Origin of the sequence: Streptomyces sp. NPDC090077, from assembly GCF_044747545.1 — a bacterium.
Classification (GTDB): Bacteria; Actinomycetota; Actinomycetes; order Streptomycetales; family Streptomycetaceae; genus Streptomyces.
In genome coordinates this window covers 130597-154676 of sequence record NZ_JBIVEG010000018.1, presented here as the reverse complement: position 1 = coordinate 154676, position 24080 = coordinate 130597, and the positions used below count along the sequence as shown (strand labels likewise).

21 protein-coding genes are annotated in these 24080 nt (G+C 72.1%); 5 read left to right on the top strand and 16 right to left on the bottom strand.

Annotated elements, in window-relative coordinates:
* Positions 1–759: 759 nt before the first annotated feature.
* Complete coding sequence (locus tag ACIPW5_RS26840; RefSeq protein WP_401249830.1) at positions 760–1176, bottom strand: hypothetical protein; 417 nt, start codon at positions 1174–1176, stop codon at positions 760–762.
* Positions 1177–1570: 394 nt separating this feature from the next.
* On the bottom strand, positions 1571–2017 hold the full coding sequence (locus tag ACIPW5_RS26835) for a hypothetical protein (protein ID WP_401249828.1): 447 nt from the start codon (positions 2015–2017) through the stop codon (positions 1571–1573).
* Between the two features lie 1507 nt (positions 2018–3524).
* On the opposite strand from ACIPW5_RS26835, the gene ACIPW5_RS26830 reads away from it, so the two are divergent.
* Positions 3525–4118 carry a CbrC family protein gene (locus ACIPW5_RS26830; protein ID WP_401249826.1) on the top strand — a complete coding sequence of 198 codons (594 nt, stop codon included), beginning with the start codon at positions 3525–3527 and terminating at the stop codon, positions 4116–4118.
* 598 nt (positions 4119–4716) lie between these two features.
* On the opposite strand, the gene ACIPW5_RS26825 is transcribed toward ACIPW5_RS26830, so the two are convergent.
* The 5 genes from ACIPW5_RS26825 to ACIPW5_RS26805 all read right to left on the bottom strand — a co-directional run bounded on the left by ACIPW5_RS26825 (position 4717) and on the right by ACIPW5_RS26805 (position 8793).
* Positions 4717–5247, bottom strand: a complete 531-nt coding sequence (locus ACIPW5_RS26825) for a transposase (RefSeq protein ID WP_401249823.1) — start codon at positions 5245–5247, stop codon at positions 4717–4719.
* Between the two features lie 67 nt (positions 5248–5314).
* Positions 5315–5605: a hypothetical protein gene (locus ACIPW5_RS26820; protein ID WP_401249820.1), complete on the bottom strand. Its 291-nt coding sequence runs from the start codon at positions 5603–5605 to the stop codon at positions 5315–5317.
* 101 nt (positions 5606–5706) lie between these two features.
* Complete coding sequence (locus tag ACIPW5_RS26815) at positions 5707–5850, bottom strand: hypothetical protein (RefSeq protein WP_401249817.1); 144 nt, start codon at positions 5848–5850, stop codon at positions 5707–5709.
* Between the two features lie 685 nt (positions 5851–6535).
* Positions 6536–7741, bottom strand: a complete 1206-nt coding sequence (locus tag ACIPW5_RS26810) for a cytochrome P450 (RefSeq protein WP_401249815.1) — start codon at positions 7739–7741, stop codon at positions 6536–6538.
* 59 nt (positions 7742–7800) lie between these two features.
* Positions 7801–8793: an aldo/keto reductase gene (locus tag ACIPW5_RS26805; RefSeq protein ID WP_401249812.1), complete on the bottom strand. Its 993-nt coding sequence runs from the start codon at positions 8791–8793 to the stop codon at positions 7801–7803.
* 205 nt (positions 8794–8998) lie between these two features.
* Here ACIPW5_RS26805 and ACIPW5_RS26800 point away from each other — a divergent pair, with 205 nt between their 5' ends.
* Positions 8999–9790, top strand: coding sequence for an SDR family NAD(P)-dependent oxidoreductase (locus tag ACIPW5_RS26800; protein WP_401249810.1), 792 nt, complete (start codon positions 8999–9001; stop codon positions 9788–9790).
* A 12-nt stretch (positions 9791–9802) separates the two neighbouring features.
* Here the strand turns inward: ACIPW5_RS26800 and ACIPW5_RS26795 are convergent, their stop codons facing one another.
* The 9 genes from ACIPW5_RS26795 to ACIPW5_RS26755 all read right to left on the bottom strand — a co-directional run bounded on the left by ACIPW5_RS26795 (position 9803) and on the right by ACIPW5_RS26755 (position 19069).
* A complete protein-coding gene (locus tag ACIPW5_RS26795) occupies positions 9803–11080 on the bottom strand; it encodes an ATP-grasp domain-containing protein (RefSeq protein WP_401249807.1) in 1278 nt (425 codons plus the stop codon).
* Positions 11081–11165: 85 nt separating this feature from the next.
* Positions 11166–12446 (bottom strand): DegT/DnrJ/EryC1/StrS family aminotransferase, encoded by a 1281-nt coding sequence (locus ACIPW5_RS26790; RefSeq protein ID WP_401249805.1) that lies wholly within the window; start codon positions 12444–12446, stop codon positions 11166–11168.
* A gap of 53 nt (positions 12447–12499) precedes the next feature.
* Positions 12500–13300, bottom strand: a complete 801-nt coding sequence (locus ACIPW5_RS26785; RefSeq protein WP_401249802.1) for an SDR family NAD(P)-dependent oxidoreductase — start codon at positions 13298–13300, stop codon at positions 12500–12502.
* Positions 13297–14037 (bottom strand): cupin domain-containing protein, encoded by a 741-nt coding sequence (locus tag ACIPW5_RS26780; protein WP_401249799.1) that lies wholly within the window; start codon positions 14035–14037, stop codon positions 13297–13299. Before ACIPW5_RS26780 ends, ACIPW5_RS26785 begins: the two co-directional genes overlap by 4 nt.
* On the bottom strand, positions 14037–15203 hold the full coding sequence (locus tag ACIPW5_RS26775) for a 2-deoxy-scyllo-inosose synthase (protein ID WP_401249796.1): 1167 nt from the start codon (positions 15201–15203) through the stop codon (positions 14037–14039). The genes ACIPW5_RS26780 and ACIPW5_RS26775 overlap by 1 nt, the downstream gene beginning before the upstream one ends.
* A 140-nt stretch (positions 15204–15343) precedes the next feature.
* Positions 15344–16615 carry a D-arabinono-1,4-lactone oxidase gene (locus tag ACIPW5_RS26770; protein ID WP_401249793.1) on the bottom strand — a complete coding sequence of 424 codons (1272 nt, stop codon included), beginning with the start codon at positions 16613–16615 and terminating at the stop codon, positions 15344–15346.
* A gap of 221 nt (positions 16616–16836) precedes the next feature.
* Positions 16837–17949, bottom strand: a complete 1113-nt coding sequence (locus ACIPW5_RS26765) for a polysaccharide deacetylase family protein (protein ID WP_401249791.1) — start codon at positions 17947–17949, stop codon at positions 16837–16839.
* Positions 17946–18755, bottom strand: a complete 810-nt coding sequence (locus ACIPW5_RS26760) for a phytanoyl-CoA dioxygenase family protein (protein WP_401249789.1) — start codon at positions 18753–18755, stop codon at positions 17946–17948. Before ACIPW5_RS26760 ends, ACIPW5_RS26765 begins: the two co-directional genes overlap by 4 nt.
* Before the next feature lie 77 nt (positions 18756–18832).
* Entirely contained in the window at positions 18833–19069 is a 237-nt protein-coding gene (locus ACIPW5_RS26755; RefSeq protein ID WP_401249786.1) for a hypothetical protein, read from the bottom strand.
* Positions 19070–19381: 312 nt separating this feature from the next.
* Here ACIPW5_RS26755 and ACIPW5_RS26750 point away from each other — a divergent pair, with 312 nt between their 5' ends.
* The 3 genes from ACIPW5_RS26750 (at position 19382) to ACIPW5_RS26740 (ending at position 24033) form a co-directional block, all read left to right on the top strand.
* Complete coding sequence (locus ACIPW5_RS26750) at positions 19382–20614, top strand: helix-turn-helix domain-containing protein (RefSeq protein ID WP_401249784.1); 1233 nt, start codon at positions 19382–19384, stop codon at positions 20612–20614.
* A 363-nt stretch (positions 20615–20977) separates the two neighbouring features.
* Positions 20978–22168, top strand: a complete 1191-nt coding sequence (locus ACIPW5_RS26745) for an acetyl-CoA carboxylase biotin carboxylase subunit family protein (protein WP_401249781.1) — start codon at positions 20978–20980, stop codon at positions 22166–22168.
* On the top strand, positions 22165–24033 hold the full coding sequence (locus ACIPW5_RS26740; protein ID WP_401249778.1) for a phenylacetate--CoA ligase family protein: 1869 nt from the start codon (positions 22165–22167) through the stop codon (positions 24031–24033). Before ACIPW5_RS26745 ends, ACIPW5_RS26740 begins: the two co-directional genes overlap by 4 nt.
* The last annotated feature ends 47 nt before the right edge of the window (positions 24034–24080 follow it).

Below are 24080 nucleotides of genomic sequence, written 5' to 3'. Positions count from 1 at the left end.
CCCGCGGAGCGGGTACCTGAGCGCTGCGCGCTCAGGAGAGACCGGCCTCGCTGCGCTCGGCCGGGGCGCCTTCGGCGCCTTGCCCCTCCGCTTCGCTCCGGGGCAGTGAAGCGCCTCGCTGCGCTCGGCGGGGCTCGGCTTCGCCGAGCCAGGGCCGGCCCTTCGGGCCGGGGTCCTTCGCTTCGCTGCGGACCTGTTGGGGTTTCGCTGCGCTCCAGCCGAACGGCCTGCTTCGCAGGCCCGAGTGACTCCGTTTCACGGAGTCCGGGCCTCCGGCCCGTTGGGCAGGTCCGCTCCGCTCCCCCACCCCGGTCCCTCCGGCTCCGCCTCCAGGACCAGCCCGCTCCGCGGGCAGCTCGCAACAGGGGCACGGCTGACGGGCACAAACTGTACAGACCGCGGTGGGGGCAGGCAGCACAGAGGTCGACGCCCCCCTGCAAGAGGGATAACGCCGGTTCGAATCCGGCCCGCCCCACCCCACACTCTCACGATAACCCCGTCTCACCGGGTCAAAGCCCTGCGCCCTGTTCGGCGGGAGAGTGCTCTGCCCGGCGCGTCAGCGGTCTGGTTCCGGCGGGTTCGCGAAGGCATCGCTCGTATGCCACGCGTGCGGCTGGCACCCATGCCGCTTCTTGACCCAACCGGCCATCAGGAGGCGCCGTACCCAAAGCCTCCCCCCACATCACACCCTACGTCCAGGACCTCCGCCCTCTGCTGGCTGTCGGCAGCAAGGGGGTGGCCACTGGCGACCGGCCTTCCTCAGAAGTACCAGCAGTACAAGGGGTGACGGAGGCCTGCCGCCGTGCGGGCCAGATCTCCCACTTCAGTCAGGGCCTCGACCGCCGCCTCCACCGGAACCCCCTCGTCCTTCATGGTGGCAAGTCCGACCCAGGCACCAGCGGCCGCAGCGAGCCGGCTCCTGCTCGCCTGCGCCAGGGTGGAACACAGTCTCTCGGGGAGCTCGAACACCGTGAAGCCGTCATTCTTCATCGGCACAACAACACGCGGCTCTGTGGCCGCACCCCCTACCAGCAGGACCTCCCAGTCCCCCACCGCATCGTCGGGGTAGAAGTCCGTGCACGCGAAAGCCGGAAGACCATGATGGCGATGCCGTGGTCCCATCTCGGAAGCCACCCCGTCATCCGGGGCCACGAAGAACTCAACAGCAATAGGCATGGCCCGATCATGCCAGCTCGCATCCCCAACTAATGCTTCAAAATGTGGCTCGGCTTGATACGGGAAGTGATGGCATGGTCCGCTCCGGGCCCTCCCTGACGACAGTCATGCTGTCGACTGCCAGTGAACCTTTTCGTGCGGGTATTCGCACTGGAAGTACCAGGTGCGACACCGCGCTTCACTGCCCAGCTCAACTCATCCCAGTGACACCACTTACACCTGCATCAGACTTGTCCACCGACACCCGCCCCTCGCCGGCCTGACCAGCCCAAAACCGAACGCTGCCCGGAAGGCCACCGGCTGCGACCCTACTGGACAACCACCCGCGGCGTCGCAGATCAGGCACCCCGGCGGTGCTGAATGACGAAGCTCTGGCGGAGCGTGTGCCACCTCGTCACAGGTCCCGGAACACGGGCGTCCTGAGCACGTCCTCCAACCCGGCCCACTCGAAAAGGCAGACAGCCAACACGGCATAATCAGTAGGGTCCGACAGCTCCCACTGATTGCCGAACAAGCGGAATCCGACCTCCTCTCCCTGCTGGACAAGACGGAGGCTGAACGCGCGCGGGACGATCCGGACATCAATCGTGGACCCCTCATACCTGACCGATCGGCAAGAGCGCCGCAGCGCGGACATGCCACTGAAGCGGAACGGCTCACCGTCCACCTCGCCCTCGAACCCCTTCCTGATCCGCCACCGCATCAACAGGGGGCCTGCCACGAGCCGGTGAACCTTGAGCTTGGCTTCCCCGTCCCGCAGTGACACCGTCCAGCTCTCCACCACATCGGCATGGTCCTCCGGACGGGTCCGTGCGCCGCGTTCCCGGATCAGGGTCACCACACCGCGAGGAGTAGTGCACCTCGCATACACCTCGGCAGCGACCGCCGGCCTATTCCACACCGCGAGCCGCATATCTCGACTCACACGAAAGCCACCCATCAACACCCCCCGGCCGCTCTCTTCTCGATGCCGACCACGTCAGTATCACGAGCGTCACCACAGAACGTCATACGTACGTACGGATACGCGAAGGAATCCGCTCGCCCGCGGTACCGAGCAGCCCACTGGGCAAACACGCACCACATACCAAGGACCAGTAAAACTGCGCAGTACTCAACCAACTTGCGCAACCAGGCCCCACGCCCGACAATCCGCAGGTCAAACGGCTTCCGCACCCGGGAACTGCGCAGAATCAGTGAGCCAACCCACCCACCAACCCACTCAGCCAAACTGCACAACCCCAGGTCACAAGAGTGACAACTGCTCAGATTCACTGACCGGCGACAGCTGTCGCGGCCCCGCGGGCTACGGGGCGTCGCCCCGCCACACGAACCGGCCCGCCTCCCCGCAGCCGGGACCGGCTCCGGGCGATACGGAAGCGCGGGCCGCCACCATGCGGTGACGGCCCGCGCAGAGGGCCGCTCAGCGTCCGCCCCGCACCCCGGCCCGCCCGGCCAGGGCGCCGGCGCCCCGGCCGAACGTCAGCCGACCGGGCGCAGCACCGGATTCGACCCAAGAACGCGGTCGGCTTCCTCGTCCTGCCCCGCCGCTGGGTCGTCGAGAGACCGCCGACCTGCGTCATCCACGCCCACAGACACGCCCGCGACTACGGACGCCTCATCCAGCACTCCGAATCACTGATCACCCGGGCCGCGATCACGCTGATGACCAGGCGGAACACCCGCCAGCAGTCCCGCCGGGCCGACCAGCCGACCCCTCACGAGCACACCCGGGACTGACCGGGACACCGCCACCAACCACACCCGAGCTCGCCCCCGCTTCTCCACCCTGACTACGGTACGTCCAAGCAGAGTCGCATCCCCTTTGGCTCAGGAGAAGGCACTCAGCACCACCGCACCGACTGGCACTGCGGCCTCGGAGGTCTTCCTCCGCTACAGGGAGGGAGACCCCAGCTAGGGCTTGTGCCTATCTCTAAGCATTGAGGCGAGGACGGCCTCATCCGATCTGCAGAAACTCCGGTCAGCTCTTGCCTGCGCCGTTCGAGCCTGCTCAATAAGCAGGCCATCCACATTCTCCGTACGCCGCCGCTTTCCGCGACCCAACACGGTCACCACCATCCACACCGCCGCCCCCAGTAACACACCCAGCCCGATCACACCGCCCCCTCACCCATCGCCAGAACGTACACGCCGACCCTACTCAGCCAGACACGTCACCAAAAAGGCATGAATGCGGCGCTTTGCGGCTCGCGCCCCACCCGGCCAGACCTGCACTCGACGCCCTCTCTGTCATGTCTGGATCAGGAACAGGCACTCGGCTTACCGTTTAACCTCTGATCTTCGCCTGAGCGGGTGCCGCACCGCGGCAAACGGATACCAGCTTCGCGGTGCCCGTTTCTGGTTGGGATGATGGTCCCGTGGCAGAGCCGACCTTTCGATACCACCCCGATCCACTGGCCTCCGGGTCCGCGTTGCGCACCGACCATGTCTGCAGTGTCTGTGGCATGAATCGACAGATCCGCTATCAAGGGCCTGTCTACGGTCGGCAACCTGATTCCCTCTGCCTTCACTGCATCCAGTCCGGGGCAGCGTCGCTGGCCCTGAGCATCTCAGGCGGAGGCGACGGGGAGTCCGACATGGCTGCGATGTTCAGCGATGCCGTTGACGTCCCCGACGACGTGCCTCTGTCGGTCGTCGAAGAAATCACCCGACGCACTCCCGGCTTTGCGGGTTGGCAGCAGGAGGCCTGGCTGTACCACTGTGGCGACGGCGCGGCCTTTCTCGGCCCTGCCGGGTATCGCGAGCTTGAGGCCTACCCGGAGGCCCTCGCCATGCTCCGTGCAGATCACCGGCGTTACGGCTGGTCGCCGGCAGATACCGAGGAGTTCTTGCGGGGGCTGGACCGCGCCGGCGAGCCGACCGCCTACCTGTTCCGCTGCTTGCACTGCAACACGAGCCTGGCATCTTGGGACATCGGCTGACACCCGCTTATTCCGTGCCGTGATCACGGCCGTCGATGGTCGTTCGCCGGGGCTTCGTTCCCTTCTTGTGGTGTGCGGGTCGGGCGTAGGACTCCCCGGTGGCGAGCACGCGCCCAACGGCGTAGCGGGTGGCGGGCCCGCTGGTTCTTCGAACCATGGGGCGGCCGGGGCGGGTGGGTTTCGGTGCACGGGCCGGCGTGCCCGTCTTCGCGTGCAGGTTCCTGAACCCCCGGCGGACCCGGGCCGGGGTGAGCCTGTTCGATGTCCTCAGGGGTGGCTCCGGTGCCCGACCACCACAGCCAGACGGGCTTGTTGACGCCGCCGCTGGGCAGCTTCGCCACGGTTAGTCTGATCACAGTGCCCTCGATGATCGGCAACGGTCCGTCGTGGTTCCCCCGCGCGGCCTTGCGGGTCAGACGGGGGTGGAGCCGGTCCCATGCCTGCGCGGTCGCGGTCCCGTACCGCTCCGTGGTCGTCGAGGTGACGGCCGCCGCCTCGCCCCAGGTGACTGGATCGCCGAATACGAACTCGCCGCCGTGCTTTGGGGGACGCCCGCCCTGCGGCGGGCAGATCCACGGGGCCGGGACCGGCGTGTGCATCACCCGATCCGACGGAGCCGGCCCAGGACCTCGATCGGCATGTCCGCCAAGAGGTGCGCGATGCGGGGTGCGTCGTAGCCGGCATCGAGGACGACGAGGACGTCCGGTTGACCCCGCTGCCACTGGCCCGCTGTGATGAGGCGTTCGACGACCTCGCGGACCTGGTCGGCTGTGACGGCCGCGAGGTCGGCGCCAGGTTCCAGCCGAATCGCATCCAGCAGCGTGGTCCAGGAGGTGCGACCGGTCTCCAGCGCAGCGACGATCGAGTACGGCCAGCCTGGCACCATTCTGGTGTTTGCCCAGGCCTCGGCCGAACGTGTGGCAGAACGATCGGCCGAGCATGTGTCGGCGTCCGGCCGAAGCCACGGGGACACATCCACAGCGAGCACGAGGCGCCCGTCGGCGGCCCGGGGCAACGGCACCCCGACCAAGGACCGCCGCATCCGGGCGACGTCGATCCGGCCCTGGTTCAACCCGGCGTACCGGACGCCGTGCCCACGCCGGTGCTCGGGCGCCAGAGCCAGTTCCACGATAGAGCCCGTGATGCCATCAGGGTGCGGATGCCATCGACTCGGGAGCGTGACGCAAGCCAGCAGGTCAGGAGCGAAGGACGCCGAGGACAGCTGCGAGCGAAGCGGCAAGGCCGACGTGGGAGACGGCGAGGAGCGCCCATTCCAGGGCGCTCATCCGCCACCGGCATTGGGATAGCAGCCGCCACTCGTAGCCCATGGCCCCAACAGCAATGGCGGACAACGGCGCCCAAAGGAGTGCCCACCATGACCAGACGCCGCCGAAGTTGAGTACGGCGGAGACGGCACCGACGAGCAGCACCGGCAGAATCCATCCTGGCTTCTGCTGCCCCTGCACCGAGATCGGCGAGTTGCTCACGTTTTTGACCTCTCAGGTTGTGCCGGGGAGATGCCGTGCGGGGGTGCATCGCAGCCACGACCGCGACGCACCCCCTTCTCAGTCAGAGCTCAGACAGCCCGTCAGTTGAAGAGCTGCCAGATCGTGTAGAGGTCGCTTCCCACACCTGCGGCAACCAGCGGAGCCTTCGAGTACCAGGACAGGCCGTCGTACCGGTTCTTGAAGTCGACGAACTTCCCGCCAACAGCCTTGACGAAGCCGGGCACCTTCTTGAGCAGCTTGAGGAGAGGGTCGAGCCGACCGGCGGTGGCGCTCTCGCCGTTCGCGATGTCCTGCAGCTGGGCGCGCTCGGCAGCGGTGTACTCGATCGGCGAGTTCAGCAGACCCCGGCGGCTTGGCCACTTTCAGCCCCGAACCGCTCCTGGCTCCCCCCGTGCGAATGGCCATGTCTACGCACCCAGTTGGCCTGGTCAGGGCCAGCAAGCTGCGTGTGCCACGAACGTAACCCGCCTGAATGGCCCTGCCCAAAGGGTTTCCGAAGTGAGTCGGATCACAGGAAGAGTTCCGGCCACAGCATGGAAACGTGAAGTCTCCTCAGGATCGCGCCTTGGATTCTGCCGCCAGACGTTCCAGGTCCTGGCCGGATCTTCCCGGCCCGTTGATTCCTCAACGTCGAGCCCGACGTCGACATCCTCTCCGACTACCCGCAGCTTCTGGCCTGGGAGAGATCGTTCAGCTCGCCGCCGACCAGGCCGTAGCCCCGGGCATCCCACTGGACTGTGCCTGGTTGCCGACTTCGCTCTCCAGCTCGCCCACCTTGCCCATGCCGCCAGCGACATCACCTCTACATGGGGTTCATCCCCGTGTGCGCGGGGTGGCTCCGAGGGGCTGGTCGAGGGGGGGCTTCTTCGTGACGCAGGTGTTTGTTCGGGCTTGGCGGCGGGGGGTCGGCTACAGGGTGGGGGGCTGGGGGGTCGGTGGGTGGGTGTTGTAGTGGACCGGGAGGGTGGTCAGGCCGCGGGCGCGGAGGGAAGGGCGCCAGGTGGGGGTGGGGGATGCGGGGGCGAGGGTGGGGTAGCGGTCCAGGAGGGCGGCCAGGGCGATCTCGGTTTCGGCTCGGGCCAGTGGAGCGCCCAGGCAGTAGTGGATGCCGTGGCCGAGTGCGACGTGGCCGGCGGTGTCGCGGTCGAAGTCGAGGACGTCGGGGCGGGAGAAGCGTGCCGGGTCCCGGTTGGCCGCGGCCGGGGACAGCAGGACCGTCTCTCCGGCCGGGATGGTGACGCCGGCGATCGTGACGTCCTCGGTCGGGAAGCGGCGGATGGCGAGGAGCACGGGGCCTTCGTAGCGCGTGAGTTCCTCGACCGCGGCAGGGATCAGGGAGGGGTCCTTGCGGAGCAGCTCCGACTGTTCGGGGTGCTGGAGCAGGGTGTGGACGGCGTTGCCGATGAGCTGGACGGTGTTCTCGTAGCCGGCGAACAGGATGAGGAAGGCGAGGGACATCAGCTCGTCCTCGCTGAGGTGGTCCCCTTCGCCGTCCCGGACGGCGATCAGGTCGGACAGCAGGTCGTCGGCGGGCCGGGCGCGCTTGTGTGCCATGAGTTCGGTGAAGAAGCCGAGCATCGCGACCACCGCCTCCTTGGCAGCCGCGGGCCGGTCGGGGTCCGGGACGACGAGTGCGTCGGTCCAGGAACGGAAGTCCGGGCGGCGGTCCTCGGGGATGCCGAGCAGGTCACAGATCACGATGATCGGCAGCGGGGCCGCGTAGGCGGCCACCAGGTCGGCGGTCCCGGCCGTGCCGAGGGCGTCGAGGAGGTGGTCCGCGGTGGCGCGGATCGGGGTGCGGAGCTGTTCGACGCGGCGCGGGGTGAAGGCACGACCGACCAGCTTGCGGATGCGGGTGTGGTCCGGGGGGTCCATGTTGAGCAGGTTCGCGTCCAGGGCGGGCGGCAGGGCGAGGCCGCGGTAGCCGCCCTCGGCGGCGTTCTTCTTGTCCAGGGACAGCCGGGGATCGGCGAGGGCGGCGCGGACGTCGTCGTAGCGGGTGATCAGCCATGCCGGCAGGCCGTCGGTACCGGCGATGCGGGACACGGGTGCGGTGCGCCTCAGTCGCTCGTAGACGGCGTGGGGGTGCTCGACCAGTTCGCCCTGAAGATCCATGGGGTCACCATAGGCCGTGGGCGCGGTCGCACGGCTACCGGCCTTCGTACGGGCGCCGGTCACCACCTGTGGTGGACCGTGGTGCGGATGCGGTCGTCGTACAGCCTCTCCATGGCCCGTAGCGCGTCCTCGGGGAGGGGCGGCAGGTGGGCGGCCGCTGCGTTCGTGCGGGCCTGTTCCGCGTTGCGGGCGCCCGGGATGACCGTGGTGACCCCGGGCTGCTGGAGGATCCAGCGCAGTGCGGTCTGGGCGGGGGTCGCGCCGGTGGGCGCCAGGGCCGTGAACTCGGCGGCCGCGGCGACCCCGGTGTCGTAGTCCACGCCGGAGAAGGTCTCGCCCACGTCGAAGGACTGTCCGTGGCGGTTGTAGGCGCGGTGGTCGTCCGGGGCGAAGACGGTGTCGGCGCGGTAGCGGCCGGAGAGGAGGCCGGAGGCGAGGGGAACGCGGGCGATGATGGCGACGCCTGCCTCCTCGGCGGCCGGCAGCACCCGTTCCAGGGGCTTGCGGCGCAGGACGTTCAGGATGATCTGGATGCTTGCCACGTGGGGGCGCGCGAGGGCGGCGAGTGCCTCGTCGCAGGTCTCGACGCTGACGCCGTAGGCGGTGATGCGCCGCTCCTCGACCAGGGTGTCCAGCGCGTCGTACACCGCGTCCGAGGAGAACACCGGGGTCGGCGGGCAGTGCAGCTGGACCAGGTCCAGGGTGTCGACGCCGAGGTTCGTGCGCGAGCGGTCCGTCCAGGTGCGGAAGTTGTCGAGCGTGAAGTGGGCCGGGTCCTGCGGCGCGCGCCGCCCCGTCTTGGTGGCCACGCACACCGTGCCGGCTGCTTCGGGGCCCAGGTCGCGCAGGAAGCGGCCGATGAGGCGCTCGCTCCTGCCGTCCCCGTACACGTCCGCGGTGTCGAAGAACGTGGTTCCGGCCGCGTACGCGGCGTGCAGCACGGCCAGGGCGGCTTCCTCGTCCACCGCGCCCCAGTCGGCGCCCAGTTGCCACGTGCCGAGGCCGATCGCGGACAGGCTCCGGCCGAGTCGCGGGGCCGCCCGGTGGTCCATCGCCGCTGCCTGTCCTCCCGGTGTTCCCAGGTTTTTGTTCGTCACAGGGTCCAGCTCCCTTCTGTGGTGTGTTGGGGTGTTGGGGCGTTGGTTGGCAAGAATGTTGCCTGGTGTGGACAAGTTGTTGCCTTGGTTCGTATCGTTCATGACGCTCGCCGGTGCGGTGAGCCGGCCGCGGCCGGACCGCGACACCAGGAGGTCAACGATGCGCATTTCCGGAGCCACCGTGCTGCTCACCGGTGCGACCGGGGGGATCGGGCGCACCCTCGCCCGGCGGCTGGCCGAGTCGGGGGCCGAGCTGGTCGTCACCGGCCGCCGGGCCGAGGCCCTTCGGGAGATCGCCCGCGAGACCGGTGCCCGGGTGGTGGCGGCGGACCTCGCGGACCCCGGCCAGGTGGCCCGTCTCGCGGAGGAGTGCCCGGACACCGACATCCTCGTGGCGAACGCCGCCCTCCCGGCCAGTGGGGACCTCCTCGACTACACCCCCGAGCAGATCGACCGCGCGATGGCGGTCAACCTCGGCGCCCCGGTGCTGCTGGCCCGTCTGCTCGCACCGCGGATGGTCCGCGTCCGGCGCGGCCACCTGGCCTTCGTGGGCTCGCTGTCCGGCAAGGCCGCCACCCCGTACTCGTCCCTGTACACCGCCGCCAAGTTCGGGCTGCGGGGCTTCGCCCACAGCATCCGCCTCGACCTCGCCCCGCACGGGGTCGGCGTCTCCCTCGTCCAGCCCGGCTTCGTCGGCGAAGCCGGGATGTTCGCGGACACCGGGGCCGAGGTCCCCGGCGGGGTGCGGACCGTGACGCTGGCCCAGGTGGCCGACGGCGTCATCCGCTCCATCACCGGCAACCGGGCGGAGACGGACATCGCGCCGGCGGGCCTGCGGCTGCGCTGCGCCGTCGCCAACCAGTTCCCCGGGTTCGCGGGGCGCCGCGGCACCTGGGCCGGCGTGCCGGACTCCGTCCGGCGCATCGTGGAGGCCCAGCGCGCCCTGCGGTGACGGCGGGGAGGGTCAGCTCACCTCGTACACGAGGTCCTTGAGCTCGTCGACGACCGCGCGGTCGCGCAGCAGTGCCTGCCGGTCGGCGGCGGCCAGCAGCACCCGCAGCGGGCTGGAGATCAGGTCCGTCGTGGGACGGATCCGCTTGCCGGGGCCGGAGCGCAGCGCCACCGCGTGTACGGACGGCAGCGCGGCGATCTTGTCGACGACGGCGGTGTCCACGGCGCGCACCGTGCCCTCCAGTGCGGTCGGCGCCTCGTACACGGCGGCCGCGCGCAGCGGGCGGTAGGTGCCGTCGCCGTGGCGGCGGACGAAGTCCGCGGGGTCGGTGTAGGCGTGCGCGACCAGGCGGGCGACGTCCGTGCCCAGCACCTCCCGGTAGAAGTCGGGGATCATGGCCCCGTTCATCCGGGCGCCGATCTCGACCAGCGTGGGCCCCTGCGGGGTCAGGATGATCTCCGCGTGGCTCGCGCCGTGCCGGATGCCCAGCGCGTCGAGGACCGTACGGACGTACGTGCGCAGGGCGGGAACGGGCTCGGAGTCCGGGTCCAGCAGGACGGCCATGTCGTAGATCTGCCGTCCGCCGCCTATGGAGGTGCGGCGCGACTCCCAGACGTCGGCGAGGTGGTGCCGTCCGTCGGCGGAGACGGAGTCGACCGAGAACTCGGGCCCCGCCAGGAAGGACTGGACGAGGGCCTCGGTGTTGCGGCGGCCGAAGACGTCGTCGCAGGCGAGGACGTGCCGGGCCGCGGCCTCGGCCTCCTCGGCCGAGTGGCAGATGTAGACGTTGTCGGCCGACGCCGACGACAGGGGTTTGACCACGACGGGCAGGCTGCCCAGGGCGCGGGTCCAGTCTGCGACGGCCTGGGGGGAGCCCGACTTGAACTGTTCGGCGCAGCGGATGCCGGCGGCCCTCAGCGTCTCGATCATCTCGAACTTGTCGCGGCGCGCGGCGGAGAGCGCGGTGCCGTTGGTGGCGAGGCCCAGTCGCTCGCTGAGGGTGTCGGCCAGCCGGACTCCGGGCTCCTGGCCGGGGATGACGGCGACCGGGTCGAGGGCGGCGAGGGCGGCGACGGTCGCGTCGACGGCGGAGTCGTCCGGGCACACCAGCCAGTGGACGTAGTCCTCGGGCCGGGGCGGCACCATCCCGGGGTGGGGTTCGGCGGAGCTGAGGACGTGTACCGCCCGGTACCCGCGCTCGGCGAACGCGGCGATCAGGGCGGGGGCGTTGGAGTAGCCGTCCACGATCACGACGGTCCCGGAGGGGGAGGGGGAGGCTTTGGTGGTCATGGTTCCTCGTGTGGGTCGCAGGGGCAGTACGGGCCCGCGGGTCCCGGCCGGTTACGGGGGGTGAGGGGCCGGGGCCCGCGGGCGGTCAGGCAGCCCGTGCGTGCGGGCGGGCGAGCACGCGCCGGAACGCCTCGGCGATGTCCTGCATGTCCGCGGCGTCGCCCAGCAGGGCAGAGTGGTGGAAGGTCAGCCAGGAGCCGGCGGCCCGGCGGGCGCCGGGCAGGTCGTAGCGGCCCGGGTCCAGCCGTTCGAGGTGACCCGGTCCCAGTGAGAACCGCCGGCGCGTGGCGGGGCCGTACAGCGGGCTCTCGTACAGCGGGGCGTACACGGGCCGTACGTGCAGTCCGAGCTCGGCGGTGACGGCGGCGCCCACCTCGGCGGCCGTCGGCCCGGACGGGTCCTCCTCGCGGGGCAGCCGGACGGCGTAGCCGAAGTACGTGCGGGCGGTGGTGCCCGGCGAGGTCTGCTGGGGGCGCAGCCCGAGTCCGGAGAGCAGGCCGTCGAGGAGCCGGGCGTTGCCGCGGCGTACGGCGTTGAGGGTGTCCAGCTCGGGGAGCTGGGCGCTGAGCAGCGCCGACTGGAACTCCGACAGGCACCGGTTGCTGCCCGTCAGCTCGCCCGTCTCCACCAGTTCGGGCATGCCGATGGCGGGCGGGCGGGCGGCCCGTGCCCGTCCGTCCGCGCGCAGGTGCTCGATCCGCCGGGCCAGTACCGGGTCGTCCGTGACGGCGGCGCCGCCCTCGCCGCTGGTGAGGACCTTGGTGTGGTGCATGCTGAACGTGCCGATGTCGCCGAGGGTTCCGGCCTTACGGCCCCGGTAGGCGGCGCCGTGGGCCTGGGCGCTGTCCTCGATGAGGGCCAGCCCGTGCCGGTCGGCGACGCCGCGCAGTGCGTCGAGGTCGGCCAGGGCCGAGTACAGGTGGACCACCACGATCGCCTTCGTGGCAGGGGTGACGGCCGCCTCCGCGGCGGCCGGGTCGAGGCACAGGGTGTGCGGGTCGACGTCGGCGAAGACCGGCACCGCGTTGACGCCGAGGACCGTGGAGGCGGAGGCCGCCCAGGACAGGGCGGGCACGATCACCTCGTCGCCCGCACCGACTCCGCACGCCTCCAGGGCGGTCATCAGGGCGGCGGTCCCGCTCGCGGTGGGTATGCAGTGGCGGGCGCCGAGGTAGTCGGCGAACTCGGCCGCGAACCGCTGCTCGCGGGTGGGCCGGCCGCCGTACGGGCTGGCGATCGACCAGCGGTCCGAGTGGAGCACGTCGAGCAGCGCGTCGGCGGCCCCGGCGGCGGGCAGCGGCCAGCGCGGCCACGGACGGCCGTTGCGGACCGGGGCTGCGGCGTGCACGGCCGGTTCCGTACGCATGGGGTGTACTCCTCGAAGAGCGGGTGGGAGAGGGGAGGGGGCCGGGTGGAGCGCTAGAGCAGGCCGCGGATGGTGCCGCCGTCCACGCCCCAGACGGAACCGGTGACGAAGGAGGCGGCGTCGGAGGCGAGGAAGACGATGACCCGGGCCACTTCTTCGGGGGTCCCCATGCGGCCGAGCGGCATCTGGCGCTTGCTCAGCTCGTGCTCGACGGCAGCCCGTGCGTCGCGGCCGTGCACGTCGCCGAGGGTGTCGGCGAAGCCGCCCGGCCGGGTCCACAGCGGGGTCCAGACGGGGCCGGGGGCCACGGCGTTGACGCGTACGGCCGGCCCTTCGGAGAGGGCCAGGCTCTTGGTGAGGCTGAGCAGCGCGACCTTGGAGACCTGGTAGTCGGCCGGTCCGGCCTCCGGCTGGCGGGCCAGGTCGGAGGCGTTGGTGACGATGCTGCCGCGGCCGCGGGCCCGCATGGAGGGGAGCACGAGCCGGACGGCCCGTACCGCGCTCAGGAAGTTGATCTCGAAGGTGTCGAGCCAGTCCTGGTCGGTCAGGTCGTCGAAGCCGCGGGCCCGGCACTGGCCGACGTTGTTGACGAGGACGTCGGTGTGGCCGCCGAGGGCGTCGAGTGCGGCCCCGACCGCGTCGGCGACGCCGTCCGCGGTGGACAGGTCGCCGGCGACGGCGGTGGCCTCGGTGTGCTCCGACAGTTCCTTGACGAGGACGGCCAGCTGGTCGGCGTCCCGGTCCAGGAGGGCGAGGCGCGCACCGGCGGCGGCCAGTTCGCGGGCGGTCTCGGCGCCGATGCCGCCGGCCGCGCCGGTGACGATCGCGGTGCGCCCCTGGAGTCCGAGCCTCATGCGACCGCCACCTCCGTGCTGATCACCCGCAGCGGCCGGTCGCCCGTGCCGGTCACGGTGTGCGCGTAGCCGGGCGGCACCGCGACCGACAGCCCGGGGCCTCCCGTGTACTCCTCGCCTCCCGTGGCGAGGGCGGCCTGCCCGTCGAGGACGTGCAGGACGATGCTGAGGTCGGCGGGGACGGTCTCCCGGAGCTGCCCGCCGGGCGGGATCTCCAGGAGGCGGAACTGCCGCCAGCCGCCGGTGAAGTACGGGGTGAGGTCGACCGCGGCCGTCCTGCCGGCGGCGGCTCCGGCGGGGTCCGGCAGCAGGTCGGGTACGTGGACCAGTGCGGGGCGGGCCGCGGGCCCCTCGCCGGGGAAGACCTCGGTGACGAAGAAGTGCATGTCCTCGTCGCCGCGGTTGGCGATGGAGTGCGCGGAGCCAATGGGTGTGGTGACCAGGTCGCCCTCGCGGACCTCGAACTCCTCGCCGTCCATGGTGACGACGGCCCGGCCGGAGACGATGTAGTAGATCTCCTCGGTCCGCAGGTGGACGTGCTCGCCGACGGACGCGCCGGGTTCGACGACCACGTATTCGACGCAGTTCCACTCGCCTTCCAGGTGCATGCCGTTCATCAGCATCTTCCAGCGGCAGACGCCCTCCCCGCCGACCTGGCCGTGGGTGACCGCGGGGCCGGTGGTGTCGTTCGAGATGGGGCCGAAGGGGCGGCGTTCGCCGCGTACGACGGTGGCCATCAGGCACCGACCAGGGCGTGGCGGCGGCCGAGCACGGAGTCGATGCCGAGGCGCACCGTGTCCTCGTCGACCTGGGTGATGAACGCGCCGCCCGGGCGGTGGGCGCGGCCCAGGGCTTCGAGGAGGATGAAGTCCAGGGCTCCCGTGCGTCCGGGCACGTAGCCGCGCTTGTTGTCGAGCCGGACGACGTCGATGACCGCGTCGGTGCCGAGCTCCTCCGGGAGGCTGGTCGGGGCCCCGTTGAGCTCCAGGAGCCGGCGGTGGGCGAGTTCGTCGGACAGGTCCAGCAGGCCGAGCTCGCGGGACATCCGGGCCGCGGCCAGCATGCCGATGCCGATGGCGTAGCCGTGCCGCAGGCGGCCGCCGGTCAGCAGTTCGGCGGCGTGGCCCGTGGTGTGGCCGTACTCCAGGACCAGCGCCTCGTGCTTCTCGGTGTGGTCCGCGTGCATCACGGCCGTCTTCGCGTCGACGCACAGGTCGATGAAGCGGGTGAGGACCTCGGGGGTGTAGCGGCCGTCGGTGCGCAGCAGCGAGGCCACTTCGTCGTAGCGCTCGGGCACGATGCCCAGCACGTTCTTGATCATTTCGCAGAGCGCGGAGCGGATCTCGTCGGCGGGCAGGGTCTCCAGGAAGTCCAGGTTGTTCCAGACCAGGACCGGTGCGTGGAAGGTGCCCAGGTGGTTCTTGCCGCAGCGTGAGTTGACGGCCTGCTTGAGCGAGAGCACCGAGTCGGACATGCCGAGCAGGGTCGTGGGCAGGTGCACCAGCCGGATGCCGCGGAAGAGGAGGGCGGCCAGGAGGCCGGCCATGTTGCCGACCACGCCGCCGCCGAGGGCGACCACGACCGACCTGCGGGTGATGCCGCTCTTCAGGGCCTGCTCGGCAAGGCGGTCCAGCGCGGCCAGGTGCTTGCGGGTCTCGTCGGCCTCCGCCCGCAGGACGAGCGTCGGGGCCACGGAGGAGAGGGTCAGTTCGGCTGCGGCCACCATCGCGTCGGGGAGGCCCGCGTCGGCGATGACGACGAACCGGTCGGCGTCGAGGGCGGCCAGCCGGACGCGGAGGTCGTCCCATGCGCTGCGTCCGTGCCGGACGTGGAAGTCGTAGCTGACCTCGCCGAAGCGGACGAGGCGGTCGAGCCCGGCTGTCTGTCCAGACAAGGCGGTCATGTCAACTCCATGAGTGCGTAAGGGAGATGGGGGCCCGGCAGGGGAAGCCGGGCTGACGGAATGAACACTGCCAGACTTGACCTTCGGTTGGCAATATTTGGCAACATCGAATTCTCCGGCGAGGCAATAAGGGGCAAGTTTCAGGCGCGTTCGCGGGCCGCCGCGAGGAGGCCGTCCGTCAGGTCGTTGCCGAACACGCCGTCCGGGTCGAGCTCGCCCACGAGGCGCGCGAAGCCCGCGGCGCGCTCGTACGGGGCCGCGAGCTGCGTCGGGGTGAGCAGCGTGACCTTGCCCCAGTGCGGGCGGGCGCCCAGCGGCAGCAGCAGCTGCTCGACGGCGGCGACCGCGGGGACGACTCGCGCGGGGTCCTTGACCCAGGTGAAGTGGAAGGCCGCGGAATCCCTGCGGTAGGCGGGGCTGAGCCACAGCTCGTCCGCGCGGACGGTGCGCACCTCGGCGACGTGCAGCAGTGGGGCGAGCAGGTCCCCGATCCCGCGCAGCGCGGCGAACGCCCGCGGCGCGGCCGCCCTCGGCAGGTAGTACTCGGACTGCAGCTCGGCCCCGGCCCCCGGGGTCAGGTCCGGCCGGAAGTGCGGGAGCCGCTCGGACCACGGCCCCGGGACGCCCAGCTGCGCGGTGGCGGTCCCCGGCGGCATGCCGGGCACCGGATGCTGCGGCCGGTCGGCGGGCCGGCCTCCCGACCAGCCGCTGTCGGGCCGGCCCGGGCGCTTCTTGAGCCACACCGAGGCGTGTCCGGCGCGCCAGTCGGTGAACGCGCTGACGCTGTACGCCGCCGAGAACACCTCGTCGAAGCGGGCGGCGACCTCGTCCAGGGGCACGCCGAGGCGCACCTCCTGGGCGACGTCGAAGGCGTCCTCCAGGTCGAGGGTGACCCGGGTGACCACGCCCAGCGCACCGAGCGCCACCACGGCACCGTCGAAGTCCCCGGGACGGGACGCGCGGTCGAGCAACACGGTCGAGCCGTCGGGCGCGAGGAGCTCCAGCCCGCTCACGGCGGCCGAGAGGCACCGGTTGCCGTCGCCGGAGCCGTGGGTGCCCGTCGCCACGCTGCCCGCCACCGAGATGTGGGGCAGCGACGCGAGGTTGGCCAGGGCGTAGCCCGCCCGGTGCAGCGGGCCGATCACGTCCGCGTAGCGCATGCCCGCACCGACGGTCGCGGTGCGGCGCGCGGAATCGATCTCGATGAGCGGGGGCAGGGCGTCCAGCCGGACCAGTTCGTGGCGGCTGTCGGCGACCCGGCTGAAGGAGTGGCCGCTGCCCAGGGCCCGGATGCGGTCCGAGCCGGCGACGAGCGTGCGCAGTTCGTCGAGCGAAGACGGCCGGTGCAGCCGGGAGGCCCGGTAGGTGAGGGTGCCCGCCCAGTTGGTGGCGGGCCCGGTCGGAGTGCGCATGAACACCTCGGTGGCATGAGGCGGCGCCGGTCACGACGCCGCGGGGATGCGAACAGTCGTGCAGGGGAGAGAGGTGGGGAGGGAGGGAGGGAGGGAGGGAGGGTGGGGAGGGAGGGAGGGTGGGGAGGGAGGGAGGGAGGGTGGGGAGGGAGGGTGGGGAGGGGTGCGGTCGGAGGTGGAGGGGCCGGCGCCGCGGCGGACGGCGGCGCCGGCCCCGGGCGCTACGCGGCCCGCCCCGCGGACCGGGAGCCGGCCGGGGCGGGCTCCGGGGTGAGCCCGCTGACCGTGACGAAGCGGTACCCGTCGGCGAGCAGGCTCTCGATGACGAGGGGCAGCGCGGCCACCGTCTGGGAGCGGTCGCCCCCGCCGTCGTGCAGCAGGACCACCGACCCGGGACGGACCGCGTCCAGGATGCGCCGGGCGATGGTGGTGGCCCCCGGCATCGTCCAGTCGTCGGGCGCCACGTCCCACAGCACCACCCGCGAGCCCGTCTCGGCGAGCCAGCCGAGCACTTCGGGGGTGCGCGCGCCGTACGGGGGCCGGAACAGGGTGGGGGCGGGCCCTCCGGACGCCTCGGCCACCGCCTCCTGCGTCCGCTGCAGTTGCTCGTGCAGCTGCGGGCGGGTGAGTTCGGGGAGGAAGGGGTGGGACCAGGTGTGGTTGGCCACCTCGTGTCCCTGTGCGCGCATCCGGGCCAGTTCCTCGGGGTGGGCCCGGGCGTTCATCCCGACGCAGAAGAACGTCGCCGGGAGCCCGTACCGCTCCAGCACGTCCAGGACCTGCCCGGTGTAGGGCGGCAGCGGGCCGTCGTCGAAGGTCAGCGCGACCTCGCGGCTCGACCTGCTGCCGTGGCCGAGGGCGCCGCCCGCGCGGGTGAGCCGCGCCAGCGCGTCCTCGCTGGAGGAGATCCAGGATGCGAGTTCGTCCTCCCTGCCGGTCTGTGTGCCCCGGGTGCGCACCAGCCGGGTGAGCGAGTCCCGCGCGCGCCGTCCGGCCTCGGCGAGCGCGGTGGCGCCGACGGAACCGAACAGCGGCCTGTCCGGCAGGAGCAGGGGGTCGGCCCGGTGAACGGTCAGCCCGGCGGCCATCAGCCGCCCGTCGAGGATCCCGTTGGTGCTCTCCACCACGGTCACCAGGCCGGGGCCCAGCCCGGACAGGTAGGCGATCATGTCGTCGGCCCGGCCCGGCGCGAACGCGGCCGGGGGGCGGACCGGGCGTCCGTCGCCGTCCTGGACCGCGACCTCGTACCCCGCGGAGTTCCAGGCGATTCCGACGTACGGAACGGGAGTCCCGGCCGGAGCAGGGGTCTCCGCGCTGCCCGCGGACGCCGTCACGGCGCCGTTCCGTACTCGCTGAAGTGGCGTTCGGCGAACAGCTCGGGCCACCGGGGGCCGCCGAGGCCGAGCTCGCGGGCACGGGCGAGCATGTGCCGCCAGTACGGCTTGACCGGCGGCCACACGGTGCGGGTCGAACAGTAGGAGGCGTCCACGAAGTAGCGCGGACGGCCGGTGCCGGAGGGCTGCGGCCGGCGGGCGTGGAAGAGCGCCGAGTGCAGCAGGACCGTGGAGCCCGCCGGGAGGGAGTCGAGGACGGCCTCGCCCGGCAGGCGGTCGGTGCCGCGGTGGGCGAGGCCGGCCTTGTCGGCGGCCGCCCGGTGGGATCCGGGCAGCACGGCGAGGGCCGACACGTCCGGTTCCAGGCCGTCCAGGTAGTGCAGGGCGTGGACCATGGGTGCGGACCGGTCGGTCCCGGGCCCGCGCTCGTAGTCGTGGTGCCAGGCCTTGCCCGGCACGTCGGGCGCCTGCCGGTCGCTGTGCAGGTGGTGGAAGGCGAAGTCTCCGTCCATCACCTGCGCGATCAGGTCGAGCAGGGGCGGATGGGCTATGAGCTCGCCGTGCGCGGGCAGTTCGAGCTCCATCACCTCCGGGAAGGGGTGCTGCTCGGGGTCGATGCAGGCGGCGATGGACCGGGCGCGCAGCCCCTGGTCGACCCAGCGGTCCACCTCCGGGCGCAGCCGGGCCACGAGATCGGCGGGGAGGAAGCCGGGCAGGACCAGGTAGCCGTCGCGGGCGAACGCGTCGAGCCGGTCGGCTGCGAGCTGAGGGCCCGCCGCGACCGCGTCGGTTGTCGGGGGCGTCATGGTGTCGGGACTCCGTTCTGCTGATGCGGGGTGGCAAGGTGCCGAGCGGAAGGGGAAAGCGGGGGGCCGCAGGAGGATCAGGTGCGGACAGTGACCGCGGGCCAGTCAATGCCGTTACCGCGGTTGCCAGTTGCCTCGCCCGTGGGCGTGCGGGCCCCCGGTGCCGGCCAGTCGATGGCACCGCCGTCGGCCACCGTGGCAAGGGCGTCCCTGCCCGGTGCGGGCCAGTCGATGGCGACCGTGGAAGGTGCGGCCGCCGCGACGGCGAGGGCGACGACAGGGGCTATGAACAGGGTGCGAGCCAGGGTGCTCATCATTTCTCCAAGGCAGAAGAGCGCAGGGGAAGAATGCCGCGAAAGGCTGGCGGTGCAGGGTGCCGACGGCTGAAACGAACCGTACCGAGGCCGAAGAGCCTTGGCAACAAATTGCCAACCTCGGGCAAGTCTAGACCATCGCTGGAAGACCGCAACGAAGATTTCCGAGAGTGAGGCGGGCAAGGGGGTTGCCTCGGGACCCTGTCGTCGCTACAGTGCGTCACGTGTCGCTCCCGATTCCGGGAGCACCGGAATTCACGTCCACCGGGGGAACACCGTTAACTGCAAACTGCCCTGAATATTGGAATTCGGATGATGGAACAGCCGCTATTCGGTCGGCGTCTGAAAGAGCTGAGGCTCGCGCGTGGACTTTCGCAGGCGGCTCTCGCCGCCGACGAGATCTCCACCGGTTACCTGTCGCGACTTGAGTCGGGCATGCGGCAGCCCACCGAGAGGGTCGTTGCCTACCTGGCAAAACGGCTTGACATCGACCGGAGCGCCTTCGAAGCGCGGTCGGGAAGCACCTCCCTCGCCCAGGCCCTCACCCTCGTCTCCTCCACGGACGGTGACGAGGCGGTGGAAACACTCATGGCCGCCCTCGACAACGCCGAGGGGAGCGATCCGCTGCTGCGCTGGCAGGCGCTGTGGCTGATCGCCCGTCGCTGGCGGCGGCTGGGCAACAAGGCCGAGGAACTCGCCTGCCTGGAAGAGCTCGACCGGATCGCCGAGGAGCTGGGACTGCCCGAGCTGCGCTGCCGGGTCTGGGCCTCCCTCGCGCGGTGCCTGCGCTCCTCCGGCGACGTGCACCGGGCCATCGAGACCGCCGACAAGGCCGTACGGCTGGCCAAGGAGGTCCACCTGGCGGTCTCGGACATCAGCGTCGCACTGATGGCGCTCGTCGCCGCCGAGGCCGAGGAAGGACGCCTGCCCGACGCCCGGGCCCACGTCGACGAACTCGTGAAGCTGGTCGAGGACCTCGGCGGGCCGCTGCGCGCCGAAGCCCTCTGGTCGGCCGCGACCGTCCGCTTCCGCCAGGGCGACCAGGAGGCCGCCCTCGCGCTCCTGGAGCGCGCCATCGACGGCCTCGACAGCCGGGCCGACCTCACCCTGTGGGTCCGGCTCCGGCTCGCCGCCGCCTCCCTCTGCCTGCAGAGCGCACCTCCGCTCACCGGCCCCGCCCGGCAGCGCCTCGCGGAGGCCGAACCCGCGCTCGGGTTCGTCGGCACACCGCTGCTCAACCAGGAACTGCTCACGCTCAAGGCCCACCTCGCCTTCGAGCAGCAGCGGTACGGGGACTCGCGGGCGCTGCTCGACGAGCTCCACCGGGACGAGCTGTGGCTGACCTACCGCGACAGGATCCGGCTCGGCGTGCTCGACGGCAGGCTGCTCATCCTCGAAGGCCGGCTCGACGACGGGCTCGCCCAGCTCAAGGAGCTCGGCGAGGAGGCGCGCCGCGCCTCCAACGTGGACCTCGCCGCCGAGATCTGGCGCATCCTCGCGGAGGCCCTCGAAACCGCCCGCGCCGCCGCTCCCGGCACCGCCTGACGGGACGTCCCCCGGGCGCCGCCGCCGGCCCGGACACCCGCCCGAACCCCTGCCCCCGGGGACCGCAGACACCGAAACGTCTGCGGCCCCCGGGGGCTCTTCTGCGTACGCCCCCATCTCGCCGCACACCCGGCGGCCCCCGAGCGGGCAAATATTGCCAACCTCGTGGCAATCTGTTGCCTGGCTTGCTCCGGTCCTGTTAGGTTTCCGTTGCCCGCCTGCTGCACGGCCCGGCCTCCGAGCCGGCGTCCCGCGGGCTGCTTCCGTGCGCCGTCCGCCCCCTCCCGCCGGTGCCCCCGGACCGGACCGCGCCGCGCCCGAAGCGTCCGCCGAGCCTCACCGCCGAGCGCGTCTGGAGCCGCCATGAAGATCCTCGTTCTGCACCAACTCCCCTACCAGAAGGCCGACTACGGGGTCGCCATCGACCACCTCCGGCACCACGTCACCTACATCGGGCACCCCGACCGGCTCGCCGACCTCCCCTCCGGACTGCGCTGCCGCACCGTCGAGGTCCCGCCGGAGGAGGACTTCACGGCAGGGGTCCTGGCCCGCACCCGCCGCGGGGACGGCTACCGGCAGGTCGTCTCCCTCTCCGAGTTCGGCACCCTCACCGCCCCCCGCGTCCGGGCGCACCTGGGCATCCCCGGCCCCGACACGGAGCAGGTGCTCCGCACGCACGACAAGGTGCACATGAAGGAGGCGCTCGTACGGGCGGGCATCCGCTGCCCCCGCCACGCCGCCGCCCCACCGCCCCCCGGCGCCCGGCTGCCCTGGCGGGGCGCCACCGTCCTCAAGCCCCGCCGCGGCACCTGCAGCCAGGGCGTGGTCCTGTGCGCGGGTCCGGACGAGGCCCTGGCCCGGCTCCGCACGCTGCCCGATCCCGCCGCGTACCAGCTGGAGGAGTACGTCGAAGGCCGGATCCTGCACGCCGACGCCCTCGTCGTCGCCGGCCGGCCGCGCCACTGCGTGGTCAGCCGCTACGTCAACACCCCCGCCCAGTACGCGGCGGGACTCCCCCTCGGCTCCGTCCAGTTGCCCGCCGACCCGGCCAGGGAGGCGTACACGGCACGCGTCGTCGCCGCACTCGGCATCCGGACCGGCACCGTCCACCTCGAGTTCTTCGAGACCCCGGACGGCGAACGGGTCTTCCTGGAGGTCGCCAACCGGATGGGCGGAGCCGGCGTGGTCACCGCCCACCTGCGGCACACGGGGGTCCACCTGCCCTCCCACGAGATCGCCGGCCTCCTCGGCACCGAACCGCCCGCGCCCCGCCCCCGCAGCGGCCGCCACCACGGGTGGCTGGTCGTCCCCGGCCACCCCCTCCCGGACGGCTCCCGGCCCTCCGCGGACCTCCCCGCGCGGCTCGTGCGGCACCGGTGCGTCGACCGCGTCCACCGGCCCGGACCCGGCACCCCGCCCCCCGCCTCCATCACCTACCACGAGGGGCTGGTGCCCCTGGCGCTGGAGGTGTCCGACCCCGACCCCGCAGTCCTGGAGGACTTCCTCCATACCTGCGCCGACGCCCTCACCCCCCGTCAGGAGGCCGCGGCATGACCACCCGGACCCACCCCACCGACCTGCTCATCGCCGTGGGCCGGGCGCAGGCCTCCCTCGCCGGCGAACCGGACGCGGGCCTGGCCGCGCTGCTGCGCGACGCCGGCCTGGAGTCCCTCTCCCCCCTGTTCGACGAGGACGAGCTCACCGAAGGCCTCGACGAACTCCTCGACGGGCTCGCCCAGTACCCCTGGCAGCCCGTGGTCGACAGCGACGACGTCCACCTGCACGAGCCGGCCGGCACCGTGGTCGTCGACGACGACCGGCCCGACGCCGCCCTGCGGGCCCTCCTGCTCGGCTGGGCCTTCGGCAACGAGGTCGTCATCCGTGCCGGGCACGAGCAGCGGCGCGGCTTCTGGCGGGCCCTCACCGCCCTCCTGCACGGCTACGGCACGTCCCTTCCCGCGGCCCGCGTCGTACCCGCCGGCACGTTCGCCGCGGGCGTCCCCGTGCACGTCCCCGAACCCGCTCCGGGCCCCGACGGCACCGTCGCCGGCCCCGCCCGCGGCGCCTCCGTGTGGCGGGAGGACTGCCGCTCCGACTGGGTCACCGCCCTGCGCACCCGCACCTACCTGCGCGGCACCACCCTCGCCCGGGCCCGCGCCGGCGACTCCGCCGCCGCCGGCCGCCTCGACGCCCGGCTGCGCTACCTCGTGCACCGGGCGCGCAGGGCCCCGTACTACCGCGCCCTGCCCGCCGTCACCGGCCTCGCCGACCTGCGCCACCTGCCCGTCCTGGAGAAGGACGCGCTGACCCGTCACTCGCCGCCCGTCGGCAGCGGCCTGAGCAGCGGTGCACGGCCCACCGGCGAGGTGCTGCGCAGCGGTGCCACCACCGGCACCCCGCGCTACATCGTCTACGGGCGCGCGGACTGGAACAACATGGTCCGCGAAGCCGTCCCGCTGTTCTGGGCGATGGGCCTGTGCCCCGGCGACCGGCTCGTCAACACCCTCTTCGGCGGCGACCTCTACGGCGGCCTGACCACCACGCTCACCGAGTTCACCCGGATGCCGGTGGAGTGCTACACCACCGCCCAGTCCGTGACCGCGGAAAGCCTGCTGCGCCTCGTGCGGGTCTTCGGGGCGAACGCCCTGATCGGCGTGCCCGCGCTGATCATGCCGCTGTTGCGCGAGGCGTACGCCCGCGACCCGGGCCTGCGCCTGGAGAAGGTCCTCTACCTGGGGACCTCCATGAGCCCGGGGGACCGTGCCTGGCTGCGCGCCCGCCTGGGCACCCGCACCGTCTCCAGCGTCCTCGCCGTCAACGACGGCGCCCAGCTGGGGTACCAGTGCCGGGAGCTCGGCGGCGCCCTGCACCACGTCAACGACGACTTCAACCACATCGAGGCCGTCGACGAGCACGGCGTCCCGGTACCCGACGGCGAACCGGGGGACCTGCTCGTCACCACCTTCCAGAAGCACGAGGCCCCGCTGATCCGCTACCGCGTCGGCGACCGCGGCCGACTGCTGTGGCACGACTGCGCCTGCGGGGTCTCGGGCCGGGTCCTGGAGTACCACGGCCGCGCCGACGGCGTGATCCGGGCGGGCGGCCGGGCCTTCCTGCACGCCGAGATCGAGGCGGAGCTGGCCGGGCTCGGCGTCTCCCGGGTCCAGGCGGAGATCGTCTCGCAGGCGGGCCGCGAAGTCCTCACGGTGCGGACCGAGTCGCCGTCCGCACCCGCTCCCGCAGCGGTGCGGGAGCGGCTGGCGCGCGCCTTCCCCGGACTGGGTCCGGGGCGGTTCCCCGACGGGGCGCCGGACTCCTTCGAGCTCCGCGTCGAGTGCCTGGCCGAGGGCGCGCTGCCGCGCCATCCCGTCAGCGGGAAGGTGCGCCCGGTCGTGGACCTGCGGCTGGCGTCCGTGTGAACCCGCCGACGCCGACGCCACCGATCGCCTCCGCCGCACCGCCCCGA